Annotated in this window: 18 protein-coding genes and 1 tRNA gene; 10 read left to right on the top strand and 9 right to left on the bottom strand. The window is 70.4% G+C overall.

Annotated elements, in window-relative coordinates:
• Positions 1 to 13: 13 nt before the first annotated feature.
• A complete protein-coding gene (locus RIF93_RS10310) occupies positions 14 to 316 on the bottom strand; it encodes a glycine zipper 2TM domain-containing protein (RefSeq protein ID WP_309091007.1) in 303 nt (100 codons plus the stop codon).
• Positions 317 to 639: 323 nt separating this feature from the next.
• On the opposite strand from RIF93_RS10310, the gene RIF93_RS10305 reads away from it, so the two are divergent.
• The 4 genes from RIF93_RS10305 (at position 640) to RIF93_RS10290 (ending at position 4,648) form a co-directional block, all read left to right on the top strand.
• On the top strand, positions 640 to 858 hold the full coding sequence (locus RIF93_RS10305) for a hypothetical protein (RefSeq protein WP_309091005.1): 219 nt from the start codon (positions 640 to 642) through the stop codon (positions 856 to 858).
• A 70-nt stretch (positions 859 to 928) separates the two neighbouring features.
• Positions 929 to 1,186 (top strand): hypothetical protein, encoded by a 258-nt coding sequence (locus tag RIF93_RS10300; protein ID WP_309091003.1) that lies wholly within the window; start codon positions 929 to 931, stop codon positions 1,184 to 1,186.
• Positions 1,187 to 1,284: 98 nt separating this feature from the next.
• Entirely contained in the window at positions 1,285 to 2,439 is a 1,155-nt protein-coding gene (locus RIF93_RS10295; RefSeq protein WP_309091002.1) for a beta-galactosidase, read from the top strand.
• Positions 2,440 to 2,635: 196 nt separating this feature from the next.
• On the top strand, positions 2,636 to 4,648 hold the full coding sequence (locus RIF93_RS10290; RefSeq protein WP_309091000.1) for a family 1 glycosylhydrolase: 2,013 nt from the start codon (positions 2,636 to 2,638) through the stop codon (positions 4,646 to 4,648).
• Between the two features lie 17 nt (positions 4,649 to 4,665).
• Here the strand turns inward: RIF93_RS10290 and RIF93_RS10285 are convergent.
• A tRNA-Ser gene (locus RIF93_RS10285) sits at positions 4,666 to 4,755 on the bottom strand.
• A gap of 189 nt (positions 4,756 to 4,944) precedes the next feature.
• Between RIF93_RS10285 and RIF93_RS10280 the strand changes: the two genes are divergently transcribed.
• Positions 4,945 to 6,141: a thiolase domain-containing protein gene (locus RIF93_RS10280; protein WP_309090998.1), complete on the top strand. Its 1,197-nt coding sequence runs from the start codon at positions 4,945 to 4,947 to the stop codon at positions 6,139 to 6,141.
• A gap of 2 nt (positions 6,142 to 6,143) precedes the next feature.
• The gene (locus tag RIF93_RS10275) at positions 6,144 to 6,551 is read left to right on the top strand and encodes a Zn-ribbon domain-containing OB-fold protein (protein ID WP_309090997.1); all 408 of its coding nucleotides are present in this window, start codon (positions 6,144 to 6,146) and stop codon (positions 6,549 to 6,551) included.
• On the opposite strand, the gene RIF93_RS10270 is transcribed toward RIF93_RS10275, so the two are convergent.
• Positions 6,548 to 7,363, bottom strand: coding sequence for a helix-turn-helix transcriptional regulator (locus RIF93_RS10270; RefSeq protein ID WP_309090995.1), 816 nt, complete (start codon positions 7,361 to 7,363; stop codon positions 6,548 to 6,550). The two genes, RIF93_RS10275 and RIF93_RS10270, sit on opposite strands and share 4 nt — an antisense overlap.
• A 107-nt stretch (positions 7,364 to 7,470) precedes the next feature.
• Between RIF93_RS10270 and RIF93_RS10265 the strand changes: the two genes are divergently transcribed.
• The gene (locus RIF93_RS10265; protein WP_309090994.1) at positions 7,471 to 8,433 is read left to right on the top strand and encodes an alpha/beta hydrolase; all 963 of its coding nucleotides are present in this window, start codon (positions 7,471 to 7,473) and stop codon (positions 8,431 to 8,433) included.
• A gap of 3 nt (positions 8,434 to 8,436) precedes the next feature.
• Here RIF93_RS10265 and RIF93_RS10260 read toward each other — a convergent pair whose 3' ends face one another.
• Positions 8,437 to 9,642 carry a CoA transferase gene (locus RIF93_RS10260; protein WP_309090993.1) on the bottom strand — a complete coding sequence of 402 codons (1,206 nt, stop codon included), beginning with the start codon at positions 9,640 to 9,642 and terminating at the stop codon, positions 8,437 to 8,439.
• A gap of 104 nt (positions 9,643 to 9,746) precedes the next feature.
• Here RIF93_RS10260 and RIF93_RS10255 point away from each other — a divergent pair, with 104 nt between their 5' ends.
• Together RIF93_RS10255 and RIF93_RS10250 are read left to right on the top strand one after the other, a co-directional pair.
• Positions 9,747 to 10,913 carry an acyl-CoA dehydrogenase family protein gene (locus RIF93_RS10255; protein ID WP_309090992.1) on the top strand — a complete coding sequence of 389 codons (1,167 nt, stop codon included), beginning with the start codon at positions 9,747 to 9,749 and terminating at the stop codon, positions 10,911 to 10,913.
• Positions 10,910 to 11,692 (top strand): enoyl-CoA hydratase/isomerase family protein, encoded by a 783-nt coding sequence (locus RIF93_RS10250; protein ID WP_309090990.1) that lies wholly within the window; start codon positions 10,910 to 10,912, stop codon positions 11,690 to 11,692. Before RIF93_RS10255 ends, RIF93_RS10250 begins: the two co-directional genes overlap by 4 nt.
• Here the strand turns inward: RIF93_RS10250 and RIF93_RS10245 are convergent, their stop codons facing one another.
• The 5 genes from RIF93_RS10245 to pgl all read right to left on the bottom strand — a co-directional run bounded on the left by RIF93_RS10245 (position 11,693) and on the right by pgl (position 16,137).
• Positions 11,693 to 11,953 carry a hypothetical protein gene (locus RIF93_RS10245; protein ID WP_309090989.1) on the bottom strand — a complete coding sequence of 87 codons (261 nt, stop codon included), beginning with the start codon at positions 11,951 to 11,953 and terminating at the stop codon, positions 11,693 to 11,695.
• 2 nt (positions 11,954 to 11,955) lie between these two features.
• A complete protein-coding gene (gene eda / locus RIF93_RS10240) occupies positions 11,956 to 12,591 on the bottom strand; it encodes a bifunctional 4-hydroxy-2-oxoglutarate aldolase/2-dehydro-3-deoxy-phosphogluconate aldolase (RefSeq protein WP_309090988.1) in 636 nt (211 codons plus the stop codon).
• Positions 12,588 to 13,559 (bottom strand): glucokinase, encoded by a 972-nt coding sequence (gene glk / locus RIF93_RS10235; protein ID WP_309090986.1) that lies wholly within the window; start codon positions 13,557 to 13,559, stop codon positions 12,588 to 12,590. Before glk ends, eda begins: the two co-directional genes overlap by 4 nt.
• Positions 13,560 to 13,561: 2 nt before the next feature.
• A complete protein-coding gene (gene edd / locus RIF93_RS10230) occupies positions 13,562 to 15,373 on the bottom strand; it encodes a phosphogluconate dehydratase (RefSeq protein ID WP_309090983.1) in 1,812 nt (603 codons plus the stop codon).
• Between the two features lie 89 nt (positions 15,374 to 15,462).
• On the bottom strand, positions 15,463 to 16,137 hold the full coding sequence (gene pgl / locus RIF93_RS10225; protein ID WP_309090981.1) for a 6-phosphogluconolactonase: 675 nt from the start codon (positions 16,135 to 16,137) through the stop codon (positions 15,463 to 15,465).
• Positions 16,138 to 16,299: 162 nt separating this feature from the next.
• On the opposite strand from pgl, the gene RIF93_RS10220 reads away from it, so the two are divergent.
• Positions 16,300 to 17,367, top strand: coding sequence for a glycosyltransferase family 4 protein (locus RIF93_RS10220; RefSeq protein ID WP_309090979.1), 1,068 nt, complete (start codon positions 16,300 to 16,302; stop codon positions 17,365 to 17,367).
• Positions 17,368 to 17,515 lie beyond the last annotated feature (148 nt).

Raw genomic sequence — 17,515 nt, 5'->3', positions numbered from 1 at the left:
TATGCCTGAAGGGTCAGCGGTAGACCCAGCGGCAGTTCCTCTTGGCCTTCTTCTTGGCGATCTGGTGGCCCGCCACGGCGCCGACGCCGGCGCCCAGCACGGTGCCTTCGGTCTTGGCGCCGTTGCCGGCGACCACATTGCCCAGTACGCCGCCAGCCACCGCGCCGACCAGGGCGCCGTTGTTCGACTTCTTCTTCACGTTCTTGTCGCAGACGTAGACCCGCTCGCGGGACTGGGCCGAGGCCGCCATCGGCGGGACGGTGAACGCCAGGGTGCTGCAGGCCAGGGTCGCGGCCGCGATCAGCTTCATCTTCATCATAAGCTCTCCAGGTTCCACGCGGGACACGCCCGGTCCAGAACCCCGACTGAGCCGTTCGGTTTCCGGCGTCGCCCGAAAAGGGCCAAGCTGCAACGCCCTCTTCGGGGGCACTTTGGGCCCCGGCCTCCGAGAGCCGGGGCCCGCCAGCGGCGAGACCAGCCGCCGCCGACACCCAATCCCAGATACGCAGGGGCTCGGCGGACGCGCTTCTGCCACCCTCCGCCTGACTGCCGGATGAACCATCGTCAGGCTTTCAGATCATTGTTCTCGGAACGCCGCGGGGGCGCGACCGGTTGGTCCCCGGACACAAGGAGGTCACGATGGGCCACGACATCCGCAAGACCGACGACCGGCCGGGCCCGCGCACGGGCTCGGGCGGAGGCGCTGCTCTGGGCAAGGGCTATGGCGCGGGCGGGCTCGGGGGCGAACCCGGCCCCTGGGACGCGCCGGGCGTCACGCCGGACGGCCGCCGCACCGGCAGCTCCACCGACGGTCCGCGCACCGCCATGGACGGCGAGAGCGAGCCGGACGCCGACTGATCCGCCGGGGACTTGCACTCGCCCGGCCGCCGCCTACCTCGTTTGCCGCCATCAAATGAGGGGAGGCTTCATGCACACGATCCGCGTGTCGCCCGCCGACGCCTGGTGGGCCGTTCGAACCGACGTGTTCGACAACGAGATGATCTTCCGGAGCGGCGGCCGCGCCGAAGAGGCGGCGCGCCGGCTGGCGATGTCGCTCGCCCGCGCCGGCCATGTCGTGAAGCTGGAGGTGAAGGCCCGCGACGGCACGACCGCGGGCCGCTTCCTCTGCCCGCCGGCCCCGGACCCCGCGCCGGCGCCCCTGGAGCCCGCGCTGACCGTGGCCTGACCTGCCACAGCCCCGCTGCTACCCGCTGACGCAGCGCCCATGAGCCCCCGTGCGGGCGAGCCTTCCACCCGCTAAATCGGGCGAGCGGGAGGACGGCCATGCAGCTCGCCTACACGACCCCATTCAACAGCTACTTCATGGGCGGCTTCGATTGCGCGAGCCACCGGCGGCGGGACGGCGCGCGGGTGGACTCGCTCGTGGCCCAGCGGCACGACCGTTTCGCGGCCCAGGACTACGCAGCCGTGGCGGCGCACGGCCTGCGCACGGTGCGGGACGGTCTGCGCTGGCACCTGATCGAGCCGTCGCGCGGGACCTACGACTGGTCCAGCTGGCGGCCGATGCTGCGCGCCGCCCGCGAGGCCGGCGTCCAGGTGATCTGGGACCTTTGGCACTACGGCCACCCCGACTGGCTGGACATCTGGTCGCCCGACTTCGTCGAGCGCATCGCCGCCTACGCGGAAGCCGCCGCCCGGGTGCTCGCCGAGGAGACGGACGAGGTCCCGATCTGGTGCCCGATGAACGAGATCTCGTACTTCGCCTATATGGCGGGGGACCAGGCGGAGTGGCTGCCCTACGCTTCGGGCGAAGGCGTCGCCCTCAAACGCCAGCTGATCCGCGCCGCGATCGCCGCCACCGACGCGGTGCGCCGCGTCGACCCCAGGGCCCGCATCCTGTGGTGCGAACCGTGCGTACATATCGTGCCGCAGAGCATGAGCCCCGCCGATGTCACCGAGGCGCGGATCATGGCCGAGGCCCAGTGGGAGGCCTTCGACATGCTGGCGGGTCGGCGGGAGCCGGAGCTGGGCGGCCGGCCCGACGTTCTCGATATCGTCGGGCTCAACTTCTACTCGCACAACCAGTGGACCCCCGCCGGCAACTTCGTGCCGATGGGTCACCACTCCTGGCGGCCCTTCAGCACCATGCTGACCGATATCGCCAGCCGCTATGGCCGGCCGGTGATCGTCGCCGAGACCGGAGCCGAGGGCTCGGCCCGGGCGGCCTGGCTCAGCTATGTGGCCTCCGAGGTCGAGGAAGCCCGTGAAGCCGGCGTGCCGGTTCAGGGCGTCTGCCTCTATCCAGTGTGCAACTATCCGGGCTGGAACGACGGACGCCTCTGCCCCACGGGGCTGCTTGGCATGGCCGACGACCAGGGTTCGCGGCCCGTCCATCAGCCCCTCGCCCGAGAGCTCCGCCGCCGGCAGGACGACTTCGAACGGGCCGTCGCCAGCCCCGTCCTGCTCGCGGCCGAGTGAGCCGCACGCGACGTAACAAAGGACGGGTTCGGGAACGTCCCTGTCTCGCCAGCCGATTAGCAGCCCGCGCCGCAGGCCGGCGCGGCTGATCGGCGCCCAGCCATCGAAGCGGCGCCTTGGCGGCAGGTGACGCTTGAGCGGGATCGAGCTCTGGGGTGGGCACGAATGCACGGTGAACCGGGTGGGCTCCCGGTTCATGGATCAATCCGTCCTGTCGGGGCACGTTCGCCGGCCGGGCGACCTGGACCTCTTCGCCGGCCTGGGAATTCGCGCGCTGCGGTACCCGGTGTTGTGGGAGAAGGTTTCGCCCGAGCGGCCGGACCACCGTGACTTCGCCTACGCCGATGAGCGCCTGAACCGTATCAGGGATCTGGGCATGCGGCCGATCGTGGGGCTGTGTCACCACGGAAGCGGCCCGGCCTATACGAGCCTGGTGGATGACAACTTCGCCGACGGCCTGGCCCAGCACGCCCGTGCGACGGCCGAGCGCTATTCCTGGGTCACGGACTGGACGCCCGTCAACGAGCCGCTGACCACCGCCCGGTTCAGCGCGCTGTACGGGATCTGGTACCCGCACACCTCGAACGAGGGCGCGTTCTGGCGCGCGCTCCTGAACCAGATCGACGCAACCCGGCTGTCCATGCGCGAGATCCGCCGCATCCGGCCTGATGCACGCCTCGTGCAGACCGAAGACCTGGGTTTCTGCCATGCGACGCCGGCCATGCGCGCTCAGGCCGAATTCGAGAACGCCCGACGCTGGATCACCTGGGACCTGCTGTGCGGAATGGTGACGCCAGACCATCCGCTTTGGGAGCGCATCTCCGCCTGGGGATTCGAAAGCCGGCTGCGCGCCATCGCCGACGATCCCTGCCCGCCGGATGTCCTGGGCTTGAACCACTACCTCTCCAGCGAGCGCCTGCTGGACCACCGGACTGAACTCTACCCGCCGCATCTTCTCGGAGGCGATGGCCCCGGGCCGTACGTCAACATCGAGGCGGTGCGGACCGTCCGTCCGGACACGCTCGGCATCGGGGAGCTGCTGCGCCAGACCTGGGAGCGTTACGGCCGCACGATCGCGATCACCGAGTGCCACAACGGCTGCACCCGGGAAGAACAGATGCGCTGGTTCGTCGAGGTGTGGCGCGCCGCCGAGGCGGCGCGGTCCGCGGGCGTCGACGTGCAGGCGGTGGCTGCCTGGGCTCTGCTGGGATCGATCGACTGGAACCGCTTGCTGGCGACCGAGGCGGGTCACTACGAGTGCGGCGTCTTCGACGTGAGCTCGGGCGAACCCGAGCCCACCGCCATGGCGGACCTCCTGCGCGAGCTCGCCGCCGGACGTGAGCCGTCGCACCCTGCGTTGCCGGGCCTGGGATGGTGGCGCCGCGACGACCGGTTCTACAGCCAGGCGCTGCAGATCGACGTCCGCACCGCAGCACCGCGAGCACCGCTGTCCGAAACATCACGCCGGCCGATCCTCGTCGCGGGGCCAGCCGGAGCGCGCATGCAGGCGCTAAGGGACGCTTGCGCCCTCCGAGACCTCGACGTTCGGGTAGTGGAGGTCGGCGCCTGCGCCGAGGACGCCGCCGACCGCGTACAGGCCGCCGCCGCCGCGGCAGGCGCCTGGGCGGTGATCCACCTGACCGCGGGCTCCGCGCCCACCTCGAAGCCCAACGACGTGGTCCAGGCGATCTGGACCTGCGGCCGCGAAAGAGCCGAGCTACAAGCCGACGGCCTGCACGTCCTCAGCGGGGAGCTGATGAGCCGCGCCGAGCTGCGGACCTTCACCGAGCAGGTGATCGATGCGCTGAGCGCCGGCCGCACGTTCCGCGCCGCCGCCGATCGGCGAGCGCCAGGGGCCTGTGTCTACGAGGCCGCGCACAAGGTGCTCGACCTCCTGATCGATGGGGTCACCGGGCGCGTCCGACTGGTGGCCGACGAGGGCCCCTCCTGGGCGGAGCTGGCGACGATCGTCGCACGCGAGATCGGCCTCGACGCGTTCCTCGTCGAGCCGGTCACCGTCAGCGAAATCCGCCCCCGGGCTGTCCTAGATCACCCGGAGACGACCGCCGAAAGGACCCGCCGGCTTCCACCGCTCGCAGCGGCAGTGGCGCATCTGGTTTCCGCGCACAAGCTGGTCTCCGCCGGTCGCAACAGCTGCCCGGCGTCGGAGGCCGACGACGTCTCCGGCCTGCAACAGGCTGCCGAGTAAAAAGGAACTGGGGAGCGTGGCGGAGAGGGAGGGATTCGAACCCTCGATACCCTTGCGAGTATGCCGCATTTCGAGTGCGGTGCTTTCAACCACTCAGCCACCTCTCCGTGCCGGGTGCGAAGGCGCCTCGCGAGGCCCCCTGCCGAGTGAGCGGCGGAACCTACTCATCCGACCCCTGCTCCGCAAGGGGGTGCGTCAGCGTGGATGAACGAACTTCCCGAGCGTCAGCGTTGCATAGGCCGCTCCTGCCGCGCTAAGCCGGTTGCCCATCTTCGAAGATCGGGTGTGGTGAGCGCATGAGCATCAAGGGCAAGGCCTATGTGATGGGAGCTTTCGAGCATCCCACCCGCGACGCGCCGGACAAGACGACGGCCCAGCTGCACGCCGAATGCGCGAGAGGCGCGCTGGAGGACGCCGGCCTCTCGTTCGCCGACGTGGACGGCTATTTCTGCGCCGGGGACGCACCGGGCTTCGGCGGCCTGTCGATGGTCGACTACATGGGCCTGAAGAACGTCCGGCACCTCGATTCCACCGAGATGGGCGGCTCGTCCTACATCGCCCACGTCGGCCACGCGGCCCAGGCGATCGCCGCCGGCAAGTGCCAGGTGGCGCTGATCACCCTGGCTGGGCGGCCGCGCAACGGCGGCAACCGGCCGGGTGCCAGCATGCGCTCGGGTGGCGGCGGCGGGGGCCTGTCGGACGGCCCGCCCGAGGCCGGCTTCGAGCACATCTACGGCGGCTCGACCCACAACACCTACGGTATGTGCGCCATGCGCCACATGTACGAGTACGGCACCACGTCGGAACAGCTGGCCTGGATCAAGGTGGCGGCCAGCCACCACGCCCAGTGGAACGAGCACGCCTACCTCAAGGACGTGGTCACCGTGGAGCAGGTGGTGAACTCGCGCATGATCTCGGACCCGCTGCACCTGCTGGATTGCTGCGTGGTGACCGACGGCGGCGGGGCGGTGATCGTCACCAGCCCCGAAATCGCCAGGAGCCTGAACCGGCCGCGCGTGCGGGTGCTGGGCGCGGGCGAGGCGCCGAAGGGCGTGATGGGCGGCGGCGAGATCGATCTCACCTATTCCGGCGCGGTCTGGTCGGGGCCGCGGGCGTTCGAGGAGGCCGGCGTCACGCCCGCCGACATCAAGTACGCCTCGATCTACGACAGCTTCACCATCACCGTGCTGATGCAGCTCGAGGACCTGGGCTTCTGCAAGAAGGGCGAGGGCGGCAAGTTCGTGGCCGACGGCAATCTGATCTCAGGCGTCGGGAAGCTGCCCTTCAACACGGACGGCGGCGGGCTCTGCAACAACCACCCGACCAACCGCGGCGGCATGACCAAGGTGATCGAGGCCGTGCGCCAGCTGCGCGGCGAAGCGCACCCTAAGGTGCAGGTGGCCAACTGCGACCTGGCCATCGCCCACGGCACCGGCGGTTCGCTGGGCGTCCGGCACGGCGCTGCGACCCTGATCCTGGAACGGGAGGCCTGAGAATGTCCGACGTCATGACCCGGCCGATCCCCGCGCCCGCCGTCACCCTGGAGAGCAAGCCGTTCTGGGACGCCGCCGCCGAGGGCCGCTTCCTGATCAAGCGCTGCACGGCCTGCTCGAAGCCGCATTGGTATCCGCGGACCATCTGCCCGTTCTGCGCCAGCGACGCGACCGTCTGGGAGGAGAGCCCCGGCGAGGGGGAGGTCTACACCTTCTCGATCATGCGGCGTTCGCCGACGGGTCCCTACGCGCTGGGCTATGTGACGCTGGACGAGGGCGTCCGCGTGCTGACCAACTTCGTGGACGTCACGCCCGAGGAGCTGAAGATCGGCATGCGTGTGAAGGTCCGCTTCCAGCCCACCGAGGGCGAAGGCGGCCCGCCTGCGCCGGTGTTCGCGCCGATCCGCTAACCCGCCAGCTCGACGCAGTAGCGGCGGGTGTCCTCGTCGGCCGGGTGCATGCACTCGACGGTGGTCTCCTCGAGCGCCACGACGGCGGGGCTCGCGAAGCGGGTCAGGGTCGAGAAGAAGCTGAGGCGCCGGTCACCGGCCCGGAAGGTGGTCACCAGCACCGGCAGCGGCCGCACGGCGGCGTCGCGAACCCTCAGTCGCGCCGGCACGTCCGGATAGGACAGCGCTTCATCCAGCAGAGCCCGGGCCTGGGCGTCGGCCGGATGCTGACCCACCTGGTGCGACAGGTGCCTGAGGAGGTCGCCGGCCACCTCGTCCCAGTTCTCGATGAAGGGCCGCATGTCATCGGGGTCGAAAACCTGGCGCACGATGTTGGCGTGCCGGGGGCCGCCGGCCTTCAGGCCGCCCAGGATGCCCCCCATTGCGTCGTTCGCCATCAACACGTTCCAGCAGCGATCGGTGACGAAGGCCGGAAACGGTTCCTGATGGGCGAGGGTCACCTCGATCGCCCGGCGCATGACAGCCAGGTCAGGCGCGTCCAAGGCGCTCTCGCGGAACTGCGGGGCATAGCCGGCGGCGACTAGCAGGGCGTTACGCTCGCGCAGCGGCGCCTCCAGGGCGTCGGCTAGGCTGTGCACCATCTGGCGGCTGGGCTGGGCGCGACCGGTCTCCACATAGCTGAGGTGCCGGGCCGAGATCCCGCTCAGCAGGGAGAGCTCCAGCTGGCTGAGCCTGCGCCGGGCCCGCCAATCGCGCAGGAGGGCGCCCAGAGGCGAAGCGGCGGTCTTCGAGGCGGCGATCGGCGCGGGCATGACTCAGATGATAGCGGTCCGCACGCGGGGAACCATGACCCGGCGCGTCATTGATCGGCGCAGCCGCCGCAGGGCACCTCTCCGGCCGCAAGTCGAGGAGAGTTCGCATGAACCGCAGAGAGGTGCTTGGCGTCATGACCCTCACCGCCGCCGCTCCGGCCGCCGCCGCAACCGCGCTGGCCCAGGTGCGGAAGGACGACGACACGCTGGCGAAGGACTGGACGCGCCGCCAGCGGTTCGCCGTCCTACCCTGCGGCGAAGTCGCCTATGTGGACCGCGGGACCGGACCGGCGGCGCTGTTCCTGCACGGATTTCCGCTGAGCGGCTTCCAGTGGCGCCACCAGGTGGAGCGTTTCGCGGGCAAGCGCCGCTGCATCGTCCCGGATTTCTTGGGACTGGGCTTCACCCGCCCAGCCGAGGGACAGTCTGTGGCCCCGTCGGCCCAGGTGCAGATGCTGGAGCAGCTCCTGGCCACGCTGGACGTGGACAAGGTCGACCTTGTCGCCAACGACAGCGGCGGGGCGGTCGCCCAGATGTTCGCCGTCGCCGATCCCCGGCGCGTCCGGACGATGCTGCTGACCAACTGCGACGTGGAGCCGAATTCGCCGCCGCCCGCGCTGCTGCCGGTGCTCGAACTGGCCGCGCAGGGCAAGTTCGCCGACGAGTGGCTGGCGCCGTGGGCCGCCGACAAGATGCTCGCGCGGTCCGCCGGCGGGCTCGGCGGCATGTGCTACAGCCGGCCCGGCCAGCCGACGGACGCGGCCATCGACCTCTACCTCGGCCCGCTGGTGGAGAGCGCGGCTCGGAAGGCGCTGGTCAACCGCTACGCCGTGGCCCTGGAGCCCAACCCGCTGGCGGGCATCGAGGCCCGGCTGCGCACGCTGCCGACGCCGACGCGCGTCGTCTGGGGCATGAAGGACGACATCTTCGACCCCCGTATGCCCGACTACCTGGACGCGCTCCTGCCGGCGTCGCGCGGCGTCCGGCGGGTGGCCGAAGGCAAACTGTTCTGGCCCGAGGAGTACCCGGAGATCCTCTCGGAGGAGCTGGTTCGGCTCTGGACGCCCTGAGGTTCAGGCCTCCTCGGCCGGTGCGCTCACCTCGGCCAGCACCTCGTCCGTGTGCTCGCCCAGGCGCGGCGGATGGCGACGAATGTTGGCGGGGGTGCGGCTGAACTTCACCGGCGGGCGAATGGTGCGATACCGGCCGACCTCGGCGTGCTCGTAGGTCTCGAAGAACCCAACCGCCTGCAGGTGCGGGTCGGAGTCCAGGTCGTCCAGGGTGTTGGTCTTCACCACCGGGATCGACAGCGGCTTCAGGATGTCCAGCCACTCCTGGGTCGTCTTGGTGGCCGCCGCCTCTTCGATCAGGCCGTAGAGCTCGCGGGTATGCTTGGCGCGGGTGAGGTAGTCGGCGAAGCGTGGATCCGACTTCACCGCCTCGCCGAAGCCGGCGGCGTCGAAGAACTGGTCCCACTGCTTGTCGGTGTAGGGCAGGAGGCCGATGTAGCCATCCTTGGTCTTGAACGGCTTGCGGTTGGGGTTGATCACCCGCTGATAGCCCCACTGGCCGGTGGGCGGCTGGAAGGCCTGGTCGTACAGGTGCTCGACCAGCAGGAAGCTCGTCACGCACTCCAGCATCGGCACCTCCACGAACTGCCCCTCGCCGGTGCGCGCGCGGTGCAGCAGGGCCGCCGTGACCGCCTGGGCCATGAAGAGGCCCGAGACCTTGTCGGCCACCAGGGTGGGCAGGATGCGCGGGACCGGGTGGCCGTCCGTTCGCGGCAGGATGTCGGCCATGCCGGAGGCGGACTGGATCAGGTCGTCGTAGGCGGGCTCGCCCGCATAGGGTCCGTCAGAGCCGTAGCCGGCGGCGTGGACATAGACGATGTCCGGTTTCAGGGCGGCCACGTCCTCGTACGACAGGCCCAGCCGCTTCAGCCCCTCGTAGCGGATCGAGGCGGCGAACACATCGCAGCTCCGGATGAGCCGCTTCAGGGCCCGCTGGCCGCTGTCCTTCTTCAGATCGAGCAGGATCGAGCGCTTGTTGCGGTTGATGGTCAGGAAGATCGGGCCCATGTCGCGCGGACAGCCCTCGGGCGTGTGCCCGGCCCAGCGCATGATGTCGCCGCCGTCGCCCCGACCCGAGCCCGGGTCCTCTAGCTTGATCACGTCGGCGCCCTGGTCCGCCAGAATCTGGGTGGCGTAGGCGCCGTTCACGACGCTGGTCAGGTCCAGGACCCGGATGCCGGCCAGGGGCCCCGTCGCCTTGCTGGCCAAGCGCCTGACCCGACTTGGATCGCCTTCCGCCACGTGATCCCTCCTTTGTCCGCGACGCATCGCTATGATGCGCCAAGAACAGCAACTTACGCGGGGGGAGGCCAGTGGACTTCGAACTGTCCGAAGAGCACCGGATGCTGAAGGACCTGGTGGCCCGGTTCGTCCGCGACGAGCTGATGCCTCTGGAAGCCGGCGTGATGGCTCGGGAGGCCGAGGGCCAGGGGCTGTACCTGTCCGAGGCCGAGACCGGTCGGTTGGACGAGGTCTCCCGCAACCTGGGCCTCTGGGGCCTGGACGCCCCGGAGGACGTCGGGGGCTCGGACCTGCCGATGGTGGCGATGGTCGGCGTCGAAGAGGAGCTGGGTCGGACGGTCACACCCTACACCCTGCCGCCGGACAGCCCGAACCTGCGGATGCTGATGGCCACCGTCGACGAGCGCCAGCGCGCGGCCTATCTGGCCCCCTACGTGGCCGGCAAGACCATCTCGGCCATCGGGATCTCCGAGCCGGGCGCCGGCTCCGACCCGGCGGCGATGACCACCCGGGCGGTCCGTGACGGCGCCGACTGGGTGATCAACGGCCGCAAGATCTGGATCACCCGGGCGGCGGACGCCGACTTCACCATCCTCATGGCGGTGACCGACCGAGAGAAGGGCGCGCGCGGCGGCATCTCGGCCTTCCTGGTGGACAAGGGCACGCCGGGCTTCAACGTCCTGCGCCGCATCCCCATGCTGGGCGGCCAGTACACCTACGAGATTGCGCTGGAGGGCTGCCGGGTCGAAGGCTGGAAGCTGCTGGGCCAGGAGGGCGCGGGCTTCGCGCCGATGCAGACGCGGCTCGGCACCCGGCGCATCCAGATGGCGGCCTGGTCCGTCGGCATGGCCCAGCGGGCGCTGGACATGCTGATCGAGTACGCGCCGCAGCGGAAGACGTTCGGGGCGGCGTTGTCCGAGCGGCAGGCGATCCAGTTTTGGGTGGCCGAAGCGGCGACCAAGATCCACGCGACGCGGCTGATGACCTACGACTGCGCCTGGAAGCTGGACCAGGGCCGCGACGTGCGTTCCGAGATCAGCATGATCAAGTGGTACGCCACCGAAATGGCGTATGAGACGCTGGACCGGGTCATGCAGGCGTTCGGCGCCATGGGCGTGACCAAGGAGCTGCCGCTGCAGCTGATGCAAGCCAAGCTGCGCACGATGCGCATCTACGACGGCCCCACCGAGATCCATAAGTGGGTGGTGGCCAGGAACCTGTTGGGGACGCGGAAATGAAGTCGGCATACGGCGACCATGTGAAGGTCGCGCTCGAGGGCAATGTGGCGGTGGTGGCCCTGGACCGGCCGCCGCACAACTTCGTCTCCGTCGAGCTCATGCGCGACCTGGCCGACGCGATGGAAGACATCGACGGCCATGGCCCGGCGCGCGCGATCGTGCTGCAGACCGAAGGCAAGACGTTCTCGGGCGGCGCCGACTTCTCGTCCGACACCGACCGGGTGGCCTCGGGCATGGACGGAGTCCAGCAGCTGTACGCGCAGGCGATCCGGCTGTTCTCGGTGGAGACGCCGATCGTTGCCGCGGTGCAGGGCGCCGCGGTCGGCGCGGGCCTGGGTCTGGCGCTGGTCGCCGACTTCCGGGTGGCGGCGCCCGAGGCCCGGTTCGCGGCCAACTTCGTGAAGCTGGCCTTTCATCCGGGCTTCGGCCTGACGCACACCCTGCCGCGCCTGGTAGGCCAGCAACGGGCGAACCTGATGTTCCTCACCGGCCGGCGCATCAAGGCCGAGCAGGCCCTGGAATGGGGTCTGTGCGATGAGGTGGTCCCAGCCGCGGAGCTGCGGGCCGCCGCGCTCCGGTTGGCGGCCGAGATTGCGGAAAACGCTCCCCTGGCCGTCGTCGCCACCCGCAAGACCCTGCGCGCGGGCCTCGCCGACGCCGTGCGGGCCCAGACGGTGATCGAACACCGCGAACAGGGCCTGCTGCGCGAGACCGAGGACTTCAAGGAAGGCGTGCGCTCGGTCGCCGAGCGCCGGCCGGGGAACTGGGTAGGACGCTAGTCAGCCCAGGTTGAAGCGCTCGCCGGCGGCGCGTTCGCACTCGGCGGCGAGCTCCTTGAACAGCATGCTGAGGATCACCAGCGCGCGACCCTCGACATCGGCGGCCTCGGCGCCCGGGTGCCAGTCCACGGCCATGTCGAAGTTGATCTCGGGGATGAGGGCGTTGCGGCCGAGGATGCTGACCACCGCCTCGCCGGGATCGCCCGGCCGGGCGCGGGCGGTGACCACCCAGCGAAGTTGTTCGTTCGCGCGGTCCGGCACGATCAGCCCTCCACGGCCGCCGGCGCCTTGGGAGCCAGCGCAGCGGCCTCGCGCGCCAAGGTGGTGATGCGGTCCCAGTCGCCCGCGCGCACCGCCTCGGCCGGCGCCACCCAGCTGCCGCCCACGCAGATCACGTTCGGCAGCGCCAGATACTCGGCGGCGTTCTTGGCGCTGACGCCGCCCGTCGGGCAGAAGGTCGCCTGCTGGAACGGGCTCTGGAAGGCCTTCAGCGCGTCGACGCCGCCCACGATGTTGGCGGGGAACAGCTTGAAGTGGGTGAAGCCGGCGGCAAGGCCCGCGATCAGCTCGGTCGCGGTGGCGATCCCCGGCAGCAGCGGCGCAGGGCCTTCCGGACCTTCGCCCTCGATCAGGCCGGGACTGACCACGAACTTCGCGCCCGCGTCGGCCGCCGCCCGGCGCATATCGCGGTTAAGCACCGTGCCTGCCCCGACGATCGCGCCCTCGATCTCGGACATGGCGGCGATGCAGTCCATGGCCGCCGGCGTGCGGAGGGTGACCTCCAGGACGGTGAGGCCGCCCGCGACCAGGGCCCGACCGAGCGGCACGGCGCTGTTCACGTCGTCGACGACCAGGACCGGGATCACCGGGCTCTTGGACAGGATGTCGGCGATGCTCATAGGCGCTCCATCTGTTCGAGCTCGCGGGCCGCGCCGATGATGGCCGGATACGGGTGCAGCACGAGAAAGGTCGGGATGCCGCGCACGTAGTCGGACAGCCGGCCCTTGTCCTCGAAACGCGCACGGAAGGGGCTGGTCGCCAGGCGGTCCGCCATCCGGGGCGCAATTCCGCCCGACACGTAGACGCCGCCCCGCGCGCCGTAGCTGAGCGCCAGGTCGCCGGCAACCGAGCCCATCATTCCGAGGAACCGGTCCAGCGTCGCGCCGGCGAAGGCGTCGCCCGCGAGGCCCTCGGCGGTGACCGCCGCCTGGTCCGGCAGGACGGCGTTGCGGCCCTCGATGTCGGCGAGGGCGCAGTAGAGATCGTAGAGGCCGGCGCCGGAGAGCAGCCGTTCGATGGAAACCCGGCCGTACTTCTCGCGCAGGCGCCGCCAGACCTCGACCTCGATCTCGTCGTTGGGGGCAAAGGCGGCGTGCCCGCCTTCGGTGGCTATCGGCACGTCGCCGCGTTCGCTGCGGGCGACGCCGGCGACGCCGAAGCCGGTGCCGGCGCCCAGGACCACCACCGGACAGTCATAGGCGCCGCGGCCGACTTCCGGGCCGATCCGGCGCAGGTCGCCCTCGTCCAGCCTGGGGCAGGCCAGCGCCTGGGCGGCGAAGTCGTTGATCAGCTTCACCGCCTCGAACTCGAACTGACCGAGGAGGTCGCCCTCGGACACCACCCAGTCGAGGTTGGTGAACTCGATCTCGCCATCGAGCACCGGCCCGGCGACCGCCACGACCGCCCGCGGCGGACGGCGCTTGCCCGCGGTGGTCTCGAGGTACTCGGCGATGACGTCGGTGAGGCTGGCGTAGTCCTTCGCCTGGAAGGTGCGCGGGTTGCGGACGTGCCCCTGGGCGTCCACCAGGGCGAAGCGGGCGTGCGTGCCCCCGACATCGCCCACCAGGCCCGTGTACTGCGGCTTCATGCTCAGGCGGCCTCGAACAGGCTGCAGGCGCCGGTGTCGGCGGGGCCGGCGGCCCGGCGCATCCAGCCGAACAGCTCGCGCCCATATCCGAAGCCCGGCGGCGGGCGGCGGGCAGGTTCGCGGCTCATCAATTCGCGTTCGTCCACCTGGATCTCCAGCCGGCCCGTCTCGGCGTCGAGCCGGATCACGTCGCCGTCGCGCACATAGGCCAGCGGTCCGCCGTCGGCGGCTTCCGGCGTCACGTGTATGGCCGCCGGCACCTTGCCCGAGGCCCCCGACATGCGCCCGTCGGTGACGAGCGCCACCTTGTAGCCCTTGTCCAACTGGACGCCGAGAGGGGGCGTCAGCGAGTGGAGTTCGGGCATGCCGTTCGCTCTGGGCCCCTGGAAGCGGACCACCGCCACAAAGTCGCGGTTCAGCTCGCCCCGCTTGTGGGCGGCCAGCAGCTGTTCCTGGTCGTCGAACACCAGGGCCGGCGCCTCGATCACGCGATGCTCGGGCTTCACCGCCGAGGTCTTCAGCACGCCGCGGCCCAGCGGGCCCGTCAGCAGGCGCATCCCACCGTTCGGCTGGAACGGATCGTCGACGGGCCGCAGGATGTCGCGGTCTAGCGAGGCGGCGGGGCCTTCGCGCCAGACAAGCTTGCCGCCGTCCAGGAACGGCTCCTGCTGATAGCGGCGCAGGCCGGGCCCGGCGACGGTCTGGACGTCCTCGTGCGCGAGGCCGGCGTCCAGCAGCTGGCGGGTGACGAAGGACATGCCGCCCGCGGCGTGGAAGGCGTTCACGTCCTCGCTGCCGTTTGGATAGACCCGGGCGATCAGCGGCGTGACCTGGCTGAGGTCGTCCATGTCCTCCCAGGTGATGAGGATGCCCGCCGCCCGGGCCATGGCCAGGATGTGCAGGGTGTGGTTGGTCGAGCCGCCGGTGGCCAGCAGGCCGGCGATGGCGTTGACCATGCTCTTCTCGTCGACCACGGCCGAGAACGGCGTGTAGCCGTTGGTCCCGTCGCGGATCTCCACGGCGCGCTTGGGCGCCGCGGCGGTGAGCGCGTCCCGCAGCGGCGTGTTTGGCGTCACGAAGGCGGCGCCAGGCAGGTGCAGGCCGCTCATCTCCATCATCATCTGATTGGAGTTGGCGGTGCCGTAGAACGTGCAGGTGCCGGGCCCGTGATAGGACTTCATCTCGCTGTCCAGGAGCTCGTCCCGGGTGGCCTTGCCTTCGGCGTAGAGCGCCCGGGTACGCGCCTTCTCGGCGTTGGAGATGCCGGACGTCATCGGCCCGCCGGGGACGAAGATCACCGGCAGGTGGCCGAAGGCGGCCGCGCCGATGAACAGGCCCGGCACGATCTTGTCGCAGATGCCCAGCATCAGGGCGGCGTCGAAGGCGTCGTGGGTCAGCGCCACGGCCGTCGACATGGCGATGACGTCGCGGCTGAACAGCGACAGCTCCATCCCGGGCCGCCCCTGGGTGACGCCGTCGCACATGGCAGGCACGCCGCCGGCGTACTGCGCGGTGGCGCCCGCCTCGCGCGCCGCGTGGCGGATGATGTCGGGGAAGCGCTCGTACGGCTGGTGGGCCGAGAGCATGTCGTTGTAGGCCGAGACGATGGCGACGTTGGGCGCGGTCGGGTCGCGCATCCGCTGCTTGTCGCCTTCGGGCGAGGCGGCGAAGGCGTGGGCCCAGTTGGCGCACGACAGCTTGCCGCGGCCGGGCGTCTGCTGGCGAGCCGCCTCCATGCGCTCGAGATAGTCGGCGCGCGTCTCGCGGCTGCGCTCGACGATCCGTTCGGTGACCTCGGCCGTGACCGGATGCATGTCTTCACAATCCTAAAGCGACGCTCGGCCCCGCAGAAACGCACCGTTTGGCGCCGGGACCGGGCTGACTCCTATTAGAGAGCGCTCGCTTACGCCGAGTGCTCGGGCGACCAGAAGATACGAACCGGGACCCGCGACTGCGAGAGGAGCCGACCAACGGGCAGGTCCTCGCCGGCTTGCGCGCGGGCCAGGACCTCGCGCTTAGCGTCCCCGGCCATCAAGAGGAAGATGGCGCGCGAATTCAGGAGCGCCGAAAGCGTCAGGCTGACCCGAGGCAGCGGCGGCTTGCCCAGCCCAGCCGGCACGTCGACCAACAACTGGTCCGTCGTCAGGCTGGCCTCGAGCCCCGGATCGCCGGGGATCAGCGAGGCGATGTGGCCGTCCTCGCCCATGCCCAGCATGACGGCGTCGAAGGGGGCGAGGGCCGCCAGCGCCGCAGGCTCGGGCCTGGGCCACAGGGGCAGCAGGTGCGCCTTGGCCACGGGTCCCGTCAGCAGGCGGCGGCGCACGACCCCGGCGTTGGACTCCGGCGCGCTCTCGTCCACGCAGCGCTCGTCCGACAGGGTGACGACCACGCGGGCCCAATCCAGCGACGTGACCAGCGGCGCGGCAGTCAGGGCGTCGAACACCGGCCCTGGCGAGCGGCCGCCGGTGGCCACCAGTCCCGCCCGGCCTCGGGTCCTCAGGCCCTCGCGTAGGCAGGCAGCGATCGCGTGGGCGCAGGCCTCGCCGGCGGTCTCGGCGGAAGGATAGGTCTCGAACATCGGCGGCCTTCATAACGCGCATCCGCAGGCGGCGTCGCGTTCCATCAACCTTGGCATTGACCGCGGCCGCGGGAAGTCCCAGGTTTGCGGCGCGTCCTAGTCGGGGAAGTCCATTTGCGCGTCGCATCACGCGGCGCGCCTGTAGGCTTTTTCGGAGCGTCTATGAGGATTGCACAGGTCGCCCCTCTCTATGAGGCCGTTCCGCCACGCCTCTACGGAGGGACGGAACGGGTCGTCGCCCATCTCACCGATGCGCTCGTGGCCATGGGTCACGAGGTCACCCTCTTCTCCAGCGCCGAGGCGTGCACCACCGCCCGCCTGGCCGTCGTCCGGGACCAGGCCATCCGGCTGGACCCGGCGCCGTTGAAATCGGACCTCGCCGCGCATCTCTCCCAGCTGGCCGAGGTGCGCCGCCGCGCGTCGGAGTTCGACGTCATCCACTTCCACACCGACATGATCCACTTCCCGCTGTTCGAGGACATCGCGGAGCGGACGGTCACGACCTTGCACGGCCGCCTCGACCTCAAGGACCTGCCCGAGGTCTATCGGCGCTGGCGGCGCTATCCCCTGGTCTCGATCAGCGACGACCAGCGCCGGCCGCTGCCCTTCGCCAACTGGGCCGCGACGGTGCAGCACGGCATGCGGGCCGAACTCTACGACTTCAGCCCACAGGACCAGGGCTATCTCGCCTTCCTGGGCCGCATCTCGCCCGAGAAGCGGCCGGACCGGGCGATCGCCATCGCCACGGCGGCGGGCCGATCCTTGCGCATCGCCGCCAAGGTGGACCGCGCCGACCAGGTCTATTTCGACGAGAAGATCGAGCCCCTGCTGCACAACCCGCTCGTCGAGTTCATCGGCGAGATCGGTGACGACCGGAAGTCGGCGTTCCTGGGCGGAGCCGCCGCCTTGCTCTTCCCCATCGACTGGCCCGAGCCGTTCGGCCTGGTGATGATCGAGGCCATGGCCTGCGGCACGCCGGTCATCGCCTATGACTGTGGCTCGGTGCGCGAGGTGGTGGAGGACGGCTTGACCGGCTTCATCGTCCGCAACGAGGAGGAGGCGCGGGCCGCCATCGAACGCCTGCCCCAGCTGGACCGCCGCCGCATCCGGGGGCGGTTCGAGGAGCGCTTCTCGGCCGAGGCCATGGCCCGCAACTATGTGGCCCTCTACGAGCGGCTGGTCGCGCCGGCGGCACGGACCGAACCTGAACTCGATCTCGTGGCAGGCTGAGGCGCATGAACGACCTGGCTCCCGCGCCGGAGGCCCCCGTCGAGTGGGGCGAAATCGAGGAGCCGCGTGTCCCGCAGCGGCTCTTCGCACTCAAGGACCGCGACACCTTCCTGGTGGCCGACAGTCACGGCGACATCTCGGGCGACGC

Source organism: Phenylobacterium sp. (assembly GCF_031181185.1).
In the GTDB taxonomy this organism is placed as follows: Bacteria; Pseudomonadota; Alphaproteobacteria; order Caulobacterales; family Caulobacteraceae; genus Phenylobacterium.
The sequence above is the reverse complement of the archived record's forward strand: the minus strand, read 5'-3'. Positions and strand labels throughout refer to the sequence as shown.